Source organism: Sulfitobacter pontiacus, assembly GCF_040790665.1.
Lineage (GTDB): Bacteria > Pseudomonadota > Alphaproteobacteria > Rhodobacterales > Rhodobacteraceae > Sulfitobacter > Sulfitobacter pontiacus.
The window spans coordinates 51,568-66,471 of record NZ_CP160851.1; the positions used below are offsets into that span (position 1 = coordinate 51,568).

12 protein-coding genes are annotated in these 14,904 nt (G+C 60.8%); 6 read left to right on the top strand and 6 right to left on the bottom strand.

Annotation, left to right across the window (positions count from 1 at the left end; genetic code table 11):
• Nucleotide 1: 1 nt before the first annotated feature.
• The 6 genes from AB1495_RS16575 to AB1495_RS16600 all read right to left on the bottom strand — a co-directional run bounded on the left by AB1495_RS16575 (nucleotide 2) and on the right by AB1495_RS16600 (nucleotide 7,867).
• Nucleotides 2-460: a (2Fe-2S)-binding protein gene (locus tag AB1495_RS16575; RefSeq protein WP_009824309.1), complete on the bottom strand. Its 459-nt coding sequence runs from the start codon at nucleotides 458-460 to the stop codon at nucleotides 2-4.
• Nucleotides 461-622: 162 nt separating this feature from the next.
• The gene (locus AB1495_RS16580) at nucleotides 623-3,736 is read right to left on the bottom strand and encodes an efflux RND transporter permease subunit (protein WP_074636825.1); all 3,114 of its coding nucleotides are present in this window, start codon (nucleotides 3,734-3,736) and stop codon (nucleotides 623-625) included.
• Nucleotides 3,737-3,757: 21 nt separating this feature from the next.
• Entirely contained in the window at nucleotides 3,758-4,924 is a 1,167-nt protein-coding gene (locus AB1495_RS16585) for an efflux RND transporter periplasmic adaptor subunit (RefSeq protein WP_074636827.1), read from the bottom strand.
• A 74-nt stretch (nucleotides 4,925-4,998) separates the two neighbouring features.
• Complete coding sequence (locus AB1495_RS16590; protein ID WP_074636829.1) at nucleotides 4,999-6,267, bottom strand: multidrug effflux MFS transporter; 1,269 nt, start codon at nucleotides 6,265-6,267, stop codon at nucleotides 4,999-5,001.
• Nucleotides 6,264-6,737, bottom strand: coding sequence for a MarR family winged helix-turn-helix transcriptional regulator (locus AB1495_RS16595; protein ID WP_009824313.1), 474 nt, complete (start codon nucleotides 6,735-6,737; stop codon nucleotides 6,264-6,266). Before AB1495_RS16595 ends, AB1495_RS16590 begins: the two co-directional genes overlap by 4 nt.
• Before the next feature lie 113 nt (nucleotides 6,738-6,850).
• Entirely contained in the window at nucleotides 6,851-7,867 is a 1,017-nt protein-coding gene (locus AB1495_RS16600; protein ID WP_074636831.1) for an aldose epimerase family protein, read from the bottom strand.
• Nucleotides 7,868-8,033: 166 nt separating this feature from the next.
• Between AB1495_RS16600 and AB1495_RS16605 the strand changes: the two genes are divergently transcribed.
• The 6 genes from AB1495_RS16605 to AB1495_RS16630 all read left to right on the top strand — a co-directional run bounded on the left by AB1495_RS16605 (nucleotide 8,034) and on the right by AB1495_RS16630 (nucleotide 14,904).
• Nucleotides 8,034-9,017 carry a PleD family two-component system response regulator gene (locus AB1495_RS16605; protein WP_037966605.1) on the top strand — a complete coding sequence of 328 codons (984 nt, stop codon included), beginning with the start codon at nucleotides 8,034-8,036 and terminating at the stop codon, nucleotides 9,015-9,017.
• Nucleotides 9,017-9,388, top strand: coding sequence for an Hpt domain-containing protein (locus AB1495_RS16610; protein ID WP_005849092.1), 372 nt, complete (start codon nucleotides 9,017-9,019; stop codon nucleotides 9,386-9,388). The genes AB1495_RS16605 and AB1495_RS16610 overlap by 1 nt, the downstream gene beginning before the upstream one ends.
• A gap of 169 nt (nucleotides 9,389-9,557) precedes the next feature.
• Nucleotides 9,558-10,835 (top strand): flavin-dependent oxidoreductase, encoded by a 1,278-nt coding sequence (locus AB1495_RS16615; RefSeq protein ID WP_074636833.1) that lies wholly within the window; start codon nucleotides 9,558-9,560, stop codon nucleotides 10,833-10,835.
• 204 nt (nucleotides 10,836-11,039) lie between these two features.
• Nucleotides 11,040-12,299, top strand: a complete 1,260-nt coding sequence (locus tag AB1495_RS16620; protein ID WP_074636834.1) for an imelysin family protein — start codon at nucleotides 11,040-11,042, stop codon at nucleotides 12,297-12,299.
• A 45-nt stretch (nucleotides 12,300-12,344) separates the two neighbouring features.
• Nucleotides 12,345-13,349 carry a hypothetical protein gene (locus tag AB1495_RS16625; protein WP_074636836.1) on the top strand — a complete coding sequence of 335 codons (1,005 nt, stop codon included), beginning with the start codon at nucleotides 12,345-12,347 and terminating at the stop codon, nucleotides 13,347-13,349.
• Nucleotides 13,350-13,407: 58 nt separating this feature from the next.
• Entirely contained in the window at nucleotides 13,408-14,904 is a 1,497-nt protein-coding gene (locus tag AB1495_RS16630; RefSeq protein WP_074636957.1) for a di-heme oxidoredictase family protein, read from the top strand.

Below are 14,904 nucleotides of genomic sequence, written 5' to 3' on the forward strand. Positions count from 1 at the left end.
CTTACCCCTCCAGCTCTTTGGCGGCGTTCTTGATCGCCTCGCGGATACGGACATAGGTGGCGCAGCGGCAGATGTTGCCGGCCATGGCATTGTCGATATCCTCGTCCGTGGGGTTCGGGATCTCGCGCAGCAGGGCCGTGGCGCTCATCACCTGACCGGATTGGCACCAGCCGCATTGAGGCACGTCGATCGCCTCCCATGCCGCTTGAACCGCTTTGGCCTCTGGCCCGTCGACACCTTCGATCGTGGTCACATAGGAGCCTTCAACCATAGAAAGCGGGGTGACGCAGCTGCGGCGGGTCATGCCGTTCAGCTCGACCGTGCAGGCGCCGCATTGCGCGATACCGCAGCCGAATTTCGTGCCGGTCAACCGCAGGTCGTCACGCAGCACCCACAAGAGGGGCGTGTCATCGGGCGCGTCGACGCTCACCTCTTTGCCGTTCAGGGTAAAGTTTATCATGCTGGCTCCTCCTATTGGATGTTGGCTGCTGGCGTGGAATGTTGGGGCTTCCCTCGCAGAGGGAACTAGCCCGCAACAGCAGCGCGTCAATGTGCCACAATACAAAAGACGGAGGCAACGCGCCGTTGCCTCCGTCCTGACTTCATCAAAGCAAGGTGGTGCCTAGCCGGTGGTGTCCTTGACCGGATCCTTGCCGGTGAAACGCGCCACCATCGCAAAGAAATACGGCACGAAAAGAACCCCCAGAACAGTTGCGGCAATCGTACCGGCCAGCACACCGGCCCCAATCGCCGTACGTCCACCGGACCCCGCACCGGTGCTGAGCACCAGCGGCAGGACCCCAAGCGAGAACGCCATAGAGGTCATAATGATCGGGCGGAACCGTTGCCGCGCGGCGTCGACAGCGGCGTCAAAGATGCTTTCGCCCTCTTGCCGTCTGTCGCGGGCAAACTCGACAATCAGGATCGCGTTTTTCCCCGTCAGACCCACCACAGTCAGCAGCCCGACCTGAAAGAAAACCCCGTTTTCGAACCCGCCCAGATAGGCGCCGGTCAAGGTTCCCAAAATGCCGATTGGCATGGCGAGCATCACGGCAAAGGGGATCGACCAGCTTTCATAAAGCGCCGCCAGCGCCAAGAAGATCGCCGCCAGGGACAGACCGTACAGCAAGGGGGCCTGGTTGCCGGATTCCTGTTCCTCCAAGGACAACCCGGTCCAGGCGATCTGGAAGCCGGGGGGCAACTGGGTGACCAGACGTTCAAGCTCTGCAATCGCCTCGCCTGTGCTGACCCCTTCGGCGGGGGAACCCTGGATCTGCATCGCGGGGATACCGTTATAGCGGTTCACCCCCTGCGGCCCGTACGCCCAGCTTCCTTCGGCAAAGTTAGAGAAGGGCACCAGCCCCCCGCTGTCATTGCGCACGCGCCATTTCTCAAGGTCCGACGGGGTCGCGCGGGCCGCGGCCTCGCCCTGCACATAGACCCGTTTGATCCGCCCCTCATCGACAAAGTCGTTCACATAGCGACCCGCCCAGGCGACGGTCAGCAGGTTGCCCACATCCGTGGCACTGACCCCCATCGCACCGGCGCGGCGCCAGTCGATATCCAGATTGAACTGCGCCGCATCTTCCAACCCGCTGGGGCGGGCAGAGGCGATCAGCGGGCTTTGCGCCGCCATCCCCAAAAGCTGGTTACGTGCCTCCAGCAGCTGTTCGTGGCTTTGACCGCCGCGGCCTTGCAGGTAGAAATCAAAGCCCGACACGTTGCCAAGCTGGCTGACCGAGGGCGGCACGATGGGGAAGACCATCGCGTCCTGTATCTGGCTGAAGGCACCAAAGGCCCGCCCCGCCACCGCCTGCACGCTTTGCGCCGCCTCTGTGCGTTGCTCCCAGTCTTTCAGTCGTACGAAGACCAGACCAAGGTTCTGCCCTTGGCCCGCAAAGCTGAAACCCACCACGCCGAAGACGGATTCAACGACGTCGCCCTCGTTTTCCAGATAGTAGTTTTCGACCTGTTTGATCACCTCGAGCGTGCGTTCCGCCGTCGCGCCCGTGGGGGCCTGCACCAGTGTGAACAGCGTGCCCTGATCCTCGGCCGGCAGGAAGCCTGCGGGCGTGCGCATGAACAAGAACACCATCGCCGCGATGATTGCCAGATAGACCAGCCCGACCCGCAGCGGTCGCCGCACGAGCCAGCCCACCGTGCCAGTGTACCCACCAAGTGTCTTGTCAAAACCGCGGTTGAACAGGCCAAAAAATCCGCGCCGCTTCTCGTGGCTGCCCTGCTTGAGCAGAGACGCACAAAGCGCGGGCGTCAGGGTCAAGGCGACCACCACAGACAGCGTCATCGCCGAGATGATGGTGATCGAGAACTGCTTATAGATTACCCCCGTCGAGCCGGGGAAAAACGCCATCGGCACAAAGACCGCCGACAAAACCACCGCGATCCCGATCAGAGCGCCGGTGATCTGGTCCATCGACTTGCGCGTCGCCTCAAGCGGGCCGATGTGTTCCTGCTCCATGATCCGTTCGACGTTCTCGACGACCACAATCGCGTCATCGACGAGCAGACCAATCGCCAGCACCATGCCCAGCATCGTCAGCGTGTTGATCGAAAAGCCAAAGGCCGCGAGCACGCCAAAGGTGCCCAGCAATACGACCGGCACCGCCAGCGTCGGGATCAAGGTGGCGCGGATGTTCTGCAAGAACAGATACATCACGATGAAGACCAGCACGATCGCCTCGATCAGGGTCTTGATCACCTCTTCGATAGAGATTTTCACGAAGGGCGTCGTATCGAAGGGCACGACATAGCTCACGCCTTCGGGGAAGAACGCCGACAGTTCCTCGATCCGCTGTTCGACGGCGGCGGCTGTATCCAGCGCGTTGGCGCCGGGGGCAAGGCTGACCGCCATGCCGGTCGCCGCATTGCGATTATACCGCGAGATCGTGGCATAGCTTTCCGACCCGATCTCTACCCGCGCGACATCATTCAGCAGCACCAGCCCGCCGTCGGTTTCCGCGCGCAGCACGATCTGGCGGAAATCCTCTGGGCTTGTCAGCAGAGATTGCGCGGTGATCGTGGCGTTCAGCGCCTGCCCTTCGACGGCAGGACGGCTGCCAAAGGATCCCGCCGAAATCTGGGCGTTCTCGGCCGAAACCGCTGCCACGATGTCGGACGGGGTCAATTCAAACGCGGCGAGCTTCACCGGATCAAGCCAGATGCGCATCGCGTATTGCGCCCCGAACACTTGTACGCTGCCCACGCCTTCGACGCGGCTAATCTCGTTCACCAGATTGGATTGCATGTAATCGCCAAGGTCGGTGGCGTCATACTTCCCGTTCTCGCCAATCAGCCCGATCACCATCAAGAAGCCGGCAGAGGATTTTTGCACCGTGATCCCCTGCCGCTGCACCGGTTCCGGCAACAACGACGAGGCTTGCGACAGTTTGTTCTGCACCTGCACCTGCGCGATATCGACATCTGTGCCGGTCTCGAAGGTCAGCGTAATGCTCGCCCCGCCTTCGCTGGTGGACGACGACGAAATATAGCGCAGCCCGTCCAGACCGGTCATCTGCTGTTCAATCACCTGCGTCACCGTATTGGCCACCGTCTGCGCCGAGGCGCCGGGATAGGACGCGCGCACAGCCACCGAGGGCGGCGCGATCTGCGGGTATTGCGCCACGGGTAGGTTGAGGATCGACAAGACGCCGATACCCATGATGAAAATCGAAATCACCCACGCAAAGATGGGGCGGTCAATAAAGAAACGGGCCATGCAAAACGCTCCGGCTTTTGGTTATTCGGCAGGTGCCGGTGCGGCGTCCTCGGACTTGGCGGCTGGGGCGGCTTGCTCTTGCGGGGTGACAGGGGCACCGGGCGCGGCCTTTTGCAGACCCATCACGATCACACGGTCGCCCGCCGATAGTCCCTCGCTCACGATCCAGTCCGATCCGCGGTCCTGCAGCACGGTCAACTGGCGCTGTTCGACGACGTTGTCGCCGTTCACCACCAACGCCAGCGGCTGCCCGCGACGGTCGCGGCTTACGGCTTCTTGCGGGACAAGGAAGGCACCTTTCGCGATCCCCGTGGGCATTTCAACGCGCACATACATGCCTGGCAGCAGCAGACGGTCGGGGTTGTCAAAGGCCATCCGCAGCACGACGACACCGGTTTGCTGGTCCACATCCGGTTCGGCGGCGGTCAGCGTACCGGTCTGGTCATAGATACTGCCATCGGCCAGCGTCAGCTTGACCTCACGCGGGGTATCGCCAAGGCGCTTTTCTGCATTGCCGCGCCGCCAATCCAGCAGCTCGGCCGCTGATTGCGTGACATCGACATAGACCGGATCAATGTTGCGGATCACGGCCAGCGGGCTGGCCTGACTGTTGGTCACCAAGGCACCGGGGCTGGTTAGGGATCGCCCGATCTCGCCTGATAGACGGGCGCGGACCTGCGTGTGATCCAGCTCGATCTGGGCCGATTGCAGCCCCGCCTGCGCCGCCTGAAGCGAAGCCGCCGCGCTGTCGCGTGCCGCTACCGCCGCGTCCAGCGCCTGATCGCTGGCAACATTGCGCGAGGACAGTTCCTCGAGCCGGTTGGCTTCACGCTCGGCAGAGCTGGCTTGCGCCTGTGCCTGCGCGACCGATGCCTGCGCCTGCGCGACAGCGGCCTCGTAAACGATGGGATCAATTTTAAACAGCACATCGCCTTCCGCCACGGGCTCACCCTCGGCGAACAGACGCTCTGTGATGATGCCGGCTACCTGCGGGCGCACCTCTGCCTCGGCAGAGGCGACAACGCGTCCGGGCAAGGTCGTGGCAAGCTGCACATCCTGCGGCTGCATCGTCATGACGGTGACGGCAGCGGGCGGGCGTTCGCCCTGCTGCGCCGTTGCGGGGACAGACACCACACAAATAGCCGTTGCAAGGGCGGCGCAGCGCAGCCCGGAGATCAAGGAGTACATTCTGACGATCCTGTCTTTTAGTTCAAATCGAAAGCACCACCGCGGGGTGCTGTGGATGGGGCGGACAAATTGCCCTATTTTTCCGGTGCCGACACGGGCGACGGCGCCGTCACCTTGGGCCCGCAGGTGGCACGGGTTTCTGCCGGTGCAGCGGCTGCGGGCCGAGGCTGGATCTTGCGATAAACCAGAAACGACACGCAAGCTACCGCGCCCATCATCGGGATCAAGGTCGCCATAGCCAAAAGCGCATTGCCCATCAAGGCACCAAGCGACCCGACCAGCAAACCGGACCCCATCTGGATAAAGCCCAGCATCGACGCCGCCGCCCCCGCAGCCCGCCCAAAGGGGGCAAGTGCCGCGGTGGACATGGCAGGCATCACAAAGGCAATCCCGAAAGAATAGGTCGCGACCGGCACCATCACATGCAGAAAGCTCGGCGGCCAAAGCAGCAGGGTTAACGTCCCCAGACTGCCCAAGGCCACAAACACCAGCCCCGGCCCGACCAGCCGCTCTGCCGAAAACCGGCCCATCAGCTGGCGCACCAACAAGGACGCGGTAAAGAAGCTGCCCGATTGCGCCAACATCGACGCCCCGAATTGCGCAGGCGTCAGCCCGACCTCGTCCATCAGGATAAACGGCAGGAATGTCGCCTGCGCATAGAGCGCGCCAAGGGCACCACCCATCACCAAAGCGGCGGATAGGAACTGCGGATTGCTGAGCAAAGCCTTGTAGGTCCGGCCAAGCGCCTTGAAATTCAGGCGCGAGGGCTCTGCGGTCACGGTTTCTTTCATGGAAAAAAGCGCGACCCAGATCACGAGGAAACCGATCACGGTCATCAGCAAGAAAATCGACTGCCAGCCAAACACCGGCAGCATCAGCCCCCCGATGGTCGGGGCCAGCGCCGGACCAAGGGCTAGAATAATCCCGATCAGGTTCATGATCCGCGACGACCGGTCATCGGTGAACAGATCCCGCACCAATGCCCGCGAGATCGCGATCCCCGCGGAGGCCCCGATGCCTTGCAGGAAACGCGCGCCCATCAGAACCTCTACCGTGGGCGACAGGGTCGCAGCGACACTGGCCACGCAATAAAGCGCCATGAAGGCAATCGTGATCGGGCGCCGTCCAAGTGCATCCGACAGCGGCCCCGCGATCAGCTGCGCACAGGCGAAGCCCCCGAAATAAAGCGTCAGCGTCAGCTTGATTGCGGATTCCGTGGTGTCAAAGACGCGCACCAGCTCTGTCATCGCGGGCGTATACAAGGCCATCGACACAGGTCCGATGGCCACCAGAAGCGCGCCGATCAGACTGACCCGCCGTTCTGACATAATGGGCGTTGTCATTCGGCGGCCTCGGATTTGCACGTCGCCCCGCGGGAGGCCGACAGGTTCTGTCGCAGGGTCAGGGCCGTGGCGCGGAAGGTCTGCCACTGCTCTGGCGTCAATCCTTCCGAAATGATCGTCTCTACCCGTGCACCGGCCTGTGCGATCTGCGACAGGATGTCATTGGCTCGCGGGGTCAGGGACGCGATCTTGGCGCGGCGGTCATTCGGGTCTGCGGTACGGGCAATCAGCTCTGCCGCTTCCAGACGGTCCAGAAACCCCGTGAGGCTCATCGGCGTCATGCCAAGACTTTCAGCCAGCCGATGCTGGCGCGTCGCCCCGCAGCGCGCCATATGCGCCAGCACCCGTGCCTCTGCCGCCGTCACAGGAAGCTCGGCGGCTTCGATCTCACGCTCGAACACGCCACGGCTGAGCCTGCCGATGTCACTGATAAGGAAACCAAAGCTGTCGGGGTTGATCTTGGTACGCATGTCTTGTCCGCTTTTAATATGTTTACCTTATTATATAGCGCACTGATACATCTTGAACCAAGTGTCAATTCGACCCTGCCCCAAAAAAACGTGAGGTTACCACGGTAAAGCTGTCAAATGCAGCGAAGCTCGAACCGGGATCGGTAGCGCACGGGCTTTTCCGGCAGCAGCAAACAATCGGGATACTCGGGGTGGTGCGGGGTATCGGGCCAGAACTGCGGCTCGATCGCGAGCCCTGCGTGTGGCCCATAGCTGCCCCCGTCGACGCCCAGATCCGCACCTGTATCAATATGCGCGCCGTTATAGAGCTGCACCCCAGGTTGATCTGTCAACACATCCAACTGCAGCCGTTGAGTGCTTAACCGGCAGGCAAGCACCATCTGGTCCCCGCCTTGGGAAAGGCAAAAGTTGTGATCCAGCACCGGCCCGATTGCGCGCGCCTGGCGATAGTCGAATTCACCGCCGGCCACTTGAACGGGCGCGCCTAACGGGAGTTGTGCGTCATCCACAGGAAGGTAGCTTGTCGCGGGCACCATCAGGCGGTGATCCGACAGATCCGCCGATCCTGATAGGTTCCAATAGCCATGAAAGGCGGGATTGAAATAGGTCGGTTGATCCGCCGCGCCGGTCATCTCGATCTCTAGATGTCCCGCATTATCAATCGTGTATGTAACTGACGCGTTAATATTTCCGGGAATCCCGCCCAACCCGTCGGGGTGGTGCAGCTCAAGCCGGCAGCCCGTGGGGGTGACATTAGTAAAGCGCCAGTTCCGGCCGGAATACCCCGCGACGCCGCTGTGCAGCGTGGTCCGCCCTGCTTCGTTTTGATCAAGCTGATGCCGGATGCCCCCAATCTCCATCTCTGCACCCGCGATGCGATTGGCGACCGGGCCGACCACCGCGCCAAAGTACTGCATGCTGCCAAGGTAGGCAGCCACGTCGCGCCCGCCCAGTAGCAGCGAATGCGATTCCCCCATGACGCGAAGCTCTTGAATCGTTGCCCCCCAAGACAAAACGGAAATCGACGTACCGCCGTTGCTGATCTGATGCCGGACGATCTTTTCACCCTCTGGCGTTGTGCCGAAAATCGTTGAATCGGCTTTATTTTTCTTGCTCTGCGCCGGCGTCATCGAATGGTCCCTTTCGTCTATTCAACTGCTCAAACGAACATCTAATTAGCCTAAATGCCTAAGTATTTAACCGAGATCGCCCCAATTATGACAAGTTTCGCCATCAGATAGAAAGCAACAGAAACAGCCATACCGAGCTGTTACGGACAAGTAGTAAGGCAAACAAATGAAAATTCTTGCGGTAGATGACGACCCAATCATCCTAGAGCTTTTGTCGCATTTCATTGAAGGCATGACAGACCATACACTGGTCACTGCCGAATGCGCTGCCGATGCACTTGAGGCGATCAAGGACAACGCCCGCGCCCCGTTCGACAGCTTCCTTCTGGATATTCAGATGCCGGTCACCGACGGTATCCAGCTGGCCAGCCAGATCCGTGCGATGAAGCAATATATGGATGCGCCGATCCTGATGCTGACCGCGATGTCCGAAAAATCCTATATCGACGCCGCCTTCTCTGCCGGTGCGACCGACTATGTGACCAAGCCGTTCGAAATGACCGAGCTTAAGGCGCGGCTGTCGCTGGTTGAACGCGCGGTTGAAGGGTTGGCGACCCGCACGAGCAAAGTGTTCGCGGCCAAGGCGGTTACCCATCACGACGGTCGGCCCGAACGCGCCGTGCAATTGCACGAGCCGATGGCGATCCATGATGTGAACAACCTGATCGAGTTCATGGCGCTTGAGAACTATGTGCAGCAATTGTCGCGCAGCGACCTGTTCGGGTCGATCTGTTTTGCCTTCAACATCCGCGATGTCGAAATCTTCCACGAAAACATGTCGAACTTTGAATTCTGCAGCATGCTCAGCGATGTCGGAGAGATCATTTCGGATACGCTGGAAGGCTGCCAGTTCCTCATGTCTTACGCAGGCGGCGGCACGTTTGTGTGCATCACAGAAAGCGGCTGGCGCCCTGATCCCAAGCTTTTGGCGAATAATATCAACATTTCGCTGGCAAAAACCGAATTGTTCGATAACCGTGGTCAACACATCAACCCGCGTATTTGCGCCGGCAAGGCGGTGCGGTTGATGTGGAAGACAAATTCCTCGGTCATGGATGCGCTGTCAGAGGCGCATGCCTCTGCCGAAGAAGCGACAGCCAACTACCAGAAGGTCCAGAACGACTTCTGGAATGTGGGGAGAACAGCGTGATGCACAAGAAGCTGGAGTTACCGGGGATCGAGCGTATTCGCGCGCGGTTCCTCGATATGCTAGAGCAGCGCCAGCGTGCGCTGGCCGAGCACGCGCTTGCCGCCTGGGAAGGCAGCACGCTGCAAGAGATCAACGATAACCTCGCCGAAGCGCGTACCATTCTGCACCAGATCGCAGGCACGGCCGGTTCTTTGGGGTTCGACGATCTGGGCACCGTGGCGCGCGACAACGAGCTGGCGATTGACGCGCATCTGGATGGCCCCAAGGGCAAGATCGCCAACTGCCCGACCGAGATTATCTTTGGTCTGGATGACTTCCTGAAATCCTCCGAAGCGTTGATTGCCGAACAATCCGCGTTGGAATCCGCCTAAACGGTCCTTTGCGCTTCCGGCCCCCACGAGCCATCTGCCGTTGCAGCGCCTCGCGCTCCGGCGATCCGGGATGTGCCCCGCTTTCCCAGACATCCCATTGATTTCCGCACCATGATGTAGGACGTTCGTCGCGCAACGAAATGCCCCTAGTCGAAAGCGGAACTGCACCATGACCCAACCCCATATCCTGATCGCAGGCGGCGGTATCGGCGGCCTAGTACTGGCGCTTTCGCTGCACCAGCTTGGCCTGCGCTGCACCGTTTATGAACAGGTGCGCAGCTTGAAACCGCTGGGTGTGGGGATCAACATCCAGCCCAATGCCGTGCGCGAGCTCTTTGATCTGGGGTTGACCGAAGCGCAGCTTGACGAAATCGGCGTGCCCGCAAAGGAATGGGCGCTGGTCGGGCAGAAGGGGCAAGAGATTTACGCAGAGCCGCGCGGCACCGACGCAGGCTATCGCTGGCCGCAATATGCCGCGCATCGGGGCCAGCTGCATATGCTATTGTATCAAACGCTGGTGGATCGCGCTGGTGCCGAGGCCGTGCAGCTTGGTGCCAAGATCACCGGATACACCCACGGGCCAGCGGGTGGCGTGACCGCGCATATCGCCCGTACCGACGGGTCACAGACACATGCCGAGGGCACCCTGCTGATCGGTGCCGACGGGATACATTCCGCCGTGCGTGCGCAGATGCATCCCGATCAGCCGCCGATCCACTGGGGTGGTGCTTTGATGTGGCGCGGCACCTCGCGGGCAAAACCGGTGCGCACGGGGTCTTCGTTTGTCGGGCTTGGTGATCACCGTCAGCGCATGGTGATCTATCCCATTTCAGCCCCCGATGCCGACGGCTATGCCACCATCAACTGGATCGCCGAGGTTACGCTGGACGAGACCGAAGACCGCAAAAGCGGTTGGTACCGTCCGGCGGAGCTGTCAGATTTCGCGCATCACTTTGACGGCTGGACTTACGATTGGCTGGATGTCCCCGCCCTGCTGCGCGGCGCGACAGAGATTTACGAGAACCCGATGATCGACCGTGACCCGATCCCCACGTGGGTCGACGGCCCTGTTGCCCTAATCGGCGACGCGGCCCATGCCATGTATCCCACAGGATCGAACGGCGCGAGCCAGGCGATCATGGACGCCCGCCATCTGTGCGCGCGCTTCCTGCAAGACGGGGTCACCCCCGCGGCACTGCGCAGTTTTGACGACGCTTATTGCGGACCGATATCAGAGCTCATCCTGCGCAATCGCGGGGCCGGTCCTTTCGGGTTGCTGAACATGGTCAACGACCGCTGTGGCGGTGCCTTTGACCAAATCGACGACGTGATCCCTCCTCAGGAACGGGCCGAGTATATGGCGCAGTACAAGACCGCAGCAGGATTTGCCGTTGATCGGTTGAATGCCTCTGACCCCACTTTGCCGCAAGGCGCACGCCTTACATAGTAAGCCCCTAGGATCACCGCGTATTTTTTGGGCGATGCCAAAAACGTGAGCGGCAAAAAAGTTATCTTACTAAAATTGTCGGGTTGACCTTCCCCGCGATACTGTTCAGGTATTGCGCATAATTTCCATGCCTCCGGCGCGGCCCGTCGATCCGCAATTGTCGACAGCATCCGCAGGCGCGATCCGTCAAAAGGAACTGAACGTATGACCCGCAGCTTGATGACCTCTGTGCTTGCATTGACCTTGGCCTCCCCCGCTTTGGCGGTAGAGAAGTCCGAGGTGATCGACACATACGCCGACATCGCCGAAGCCGCCTATGGCGACAGCCTGATCACAGCCCAAGCGCTGGTCGACGCTGTGGATGCCCTGATCGCAGAGCCCTCCGCCGACACGATGCAAGCCGCCCGCACCGCGTGGCTGGCAGCGCGCGTCCCCTACCAGCAGACCGAAGCCTACCGTTTCGGCAACCCTATCGTTGACGACTGGGAAGGCAAGCTGAACGCCTGGCCGCTGGACGAAGGTCTGATCGACTATGTTGACGCCTCCTATGGCGGGGCTACCGATGAAAACGCCGCCGCCGCGTTGAACGTTATCGCGAACCCGACGTTCACACTGTCGGGCACCGAAGTTGACGCCAGCACAATCACCCCCGACTTCCTTGCCGAAACCTTGCACGAAGCCGACGGGAATGAAGCCAATGTGGCGTCGGGCTACCACGCGGTTGAATTCCTGCTCTGGGGGCAGGATCTGAACGGCACGGAACACGGGGCCGGTGGGCGCGACTGGACAGACTACGCCACGGGCGACGACTGCACCAATGACAATTGTGACCGCCGCGGTCAGTACCTCAAGGCTGCTGCCGATCTGATCGTGACCGATCTGGAGTATATGGTTGCACAATGGGCCGAAGGCGGTGCCGCGCGCACCAACCTGACCGACAACGAAGACGGCGCGATCTCGGCGATGCTGACCGGCATGGGGTCGCTGTCTTATGGTGAGCTTGCGGGCGAACGCATGCGTCTTGGTCTGATGCTGAACGACCCCGAAGAAGAGCATGACTGCTTCTCGGACAACACGCACAACAGCCACTATTACGACGGTCTGGGTATCCAGAACGTGTACCTCGGTGCCTATGCGCGTACCGACGGCACGCTGGTCACCGGCCCATCCCTGTCCGATCTGGTCGCTGCCGAAAACGCCGATCTGGATGCGGAAATGCAGCTGAACCTGTCGACCACCATGCGCAAGCTTGGCCAGATCAAGACCGCTGCCGAAGCGGGCATGTCCTATGACCAGATGATGGCGCGCGGCAACAAGGGCGGCGAAGCCTTGGTTATGGGCGGCGTGAACGCCCTGATTGCACAGACCAAGACCATCGAACGCGTCGTTGCCACCCTGGGTGTGGATGACGTGGCGATTGAAGGCTCCGACAGCCTCGATAGCCCCGGCGCCGTGTTCGAGTAATACCCCGTTTTCATGAGTTCCTCCTCCCACTGAAAGTAAACAAGAATGAAGAAACTAGCTCTCGCCGGTTGCGCTTTGGCGCTGACCGGTGCCACTCCCCTTTTGGCTCAAGAACAGGCATTTGTCTGGGGCGGTGAGTTTGAAATCGGCGTCGACAGCACCGTCACATCCGATGATCCTGCAGGCGAGTTGACCGATAACTACGCCAGCCTGTCGCTCGCCTTCGAAGCCGGTGTCGCGACCAGCATCACGCTGTTTGGTGAAGTGACCCTGGAAAGCGTCACAGACCCGGCCGAAACCCGTCAGTTCGACGATCTGGGTCTTTATGTGAACGAACTTGGCCTGCGCTTTGATCTGGCAGCAGGCGAGCTGAGCGTCGGTAAAGTAAGCCCGACCTTCGCTGTGGCATGGGACGCAGCCCCCGGTTTCTACGGCACATCGCTGGCCGAAGACTATGAGTTGTCCGAAGTGATCGGTGCGACATTCGACATGCCTGTCGCCGCCTCAGGCGGGGTTCTGTCCTTTGCGCTGTTCTATGCGGATGACACGGCGTTCAGCGACTCGCTGGGGACAAAGCGCGGCCGCAACACCACCGCGGATGGCGGCGCGGGTAACACCGGCAAGCTGAACAACGTGGCGCTGCAGTACACGCAGGAAGTTGGCGACACGACCTATTGGGTTGGCGGGCGTTTCCTGACCGCGGGTGACAGCGATGTATCCGACGAAAAAGGGGCCGTCATCGGGATGGCGCATGACTTTGGCAACGGTTTCGACCTGATCGCCGAAGTGGCCTATTTCGACGGGTTCGCAGGCACGGGCGAGGATTCCAGCTATGCGACGTTGGGCGGTTCTTACGTTCAGGGGCCGTGGGCCTACTCTGCCAGCTACACCGGCATCGACAACACCGCGAATGGTTACGATGATTTGATCACCGTGGGTGTAGACTACACGTTCGAGAATGATATGTCGCTGGGTGGTGGCGTCGGCTTCTACGATGTAGACGGCAATGACTTTACCGCTGTCGGGGCATCGCTGGTGATCCCCTTCTAATATCGAAATAGGGCAGAATATGCATTTCCTCCGGTCTTTTATCCCTCAGGCCCTGGTGATGTCCCTGCCCCTACTGAGCGGTCCGGTCTACGCCGGGCCGCTTGATGAACCCCATCTGGATATCATCCCGCGTACCGCCGATGAAACGGCCCGTATCGCCGATGTAACCGCCCCTCCTGACAGTTTTGACGCCCCCAGCCCGTTCGAGGTGAATAGCGGCGGCGCTGCCACCGTGCGCCCGCGCATGAATGCCGATGCGTTTTCGCAGGCCTCGGGCAATATGTCGTTCGAGGACGAGCTGACCTTCAAACTGGGCAATGGGCTGTTTCGCAAGCTGTGGGTGTCGTCGCCTTCCTCGACGCTGGCGTCTGACGGGTTGGGGCCATTGTTCAACGCACGGTCGTGCCAAAGCTGCCACATCAAGGACGGGCGCGGACACCCGCCCGAAGGCCCCGACGACAGCGCGATTTCCATGTTCCTGCGCGTGTCTATTCCGGGCAATGAAGACGCCGGCAATATCAAAGAGATCGAAGGGTATCTGGCCACGCTCGCCGAACCCACCTACGGCACGCAAATGCAGGATTTCGCCGTCTCGGGGCATAGTGCCGAATACCGCTTGCAGGTCGATTATACCGAAATCCCCATGACCCTGTCGGGGGGCCAGGTCGTGTCCTTGCGGCAACCGACTTACACCGCGGCTGATCTTGGCTATGGCCCGCTGCACCCCGATGCGATGCTGTCGCCCCGTGTGACGCCGCAGATGATCGGGCTTGGGCTTCTCGAAGCGATCCCTGCTGCGGATATTCTGGCGCTGACAGACCCTAATGACGCGGATAGTGACGGTATTTCGGGCCGCGCCAATATTGTCTGGTCGCAGGAATACAACATGCCGATGCTGGGCCGTTTCGGGCTTAAGGCCGGGATGCCCACGATCCGCGAACAATCCGCAGGGGCCTTTGCGGGCGATATCGGCATCTCTAACCCGATCTTCGGCGATCCGTTTGGCGATTGTTCGACCATTCAGGATGCTTGCGTAAACGCGCCTCATGGGGCCGCTGACGTGCGCGGGTTCGAGATTGACGCCGAAGGGCTGGATCTGGTCACCTTTTACAGCCGCAACCTTGCCGTGCCCGCCCGTCGCGACGCGGACACACCCGAGGTGCTGCGTGGCAAACAGGTGTTTCATGAAACAGGCTGCGCCGACTGCCACCAGCCCAGCTTTGTCACCCATCGTCTGAAGGACCAGCCCGAACAAAGCTTTCAGCTGATCTGGCCCTATACCGATATGCTGCTGCATGACATGGGCGAGGGCTTGGCCGATCACCGCCCCGAGGCCCGCGCCACCGGCACCGAATGGCGCACCGCGCCGCTGTGGGGGATTGGCATGACCGAAACCGTATCGGGACATACGCAATTCCTGCACGACGGGCGCGCGCGGTCACTGCTGGAAGCCGTGCTTTGGCATGGCGGAGAGGCCGAGCCCGCCAAGAACCGCGTCATTGACATGCCACCCGCAGACCGTGATGCTTTGATCCACTATCTGGAAAGTTTGTAA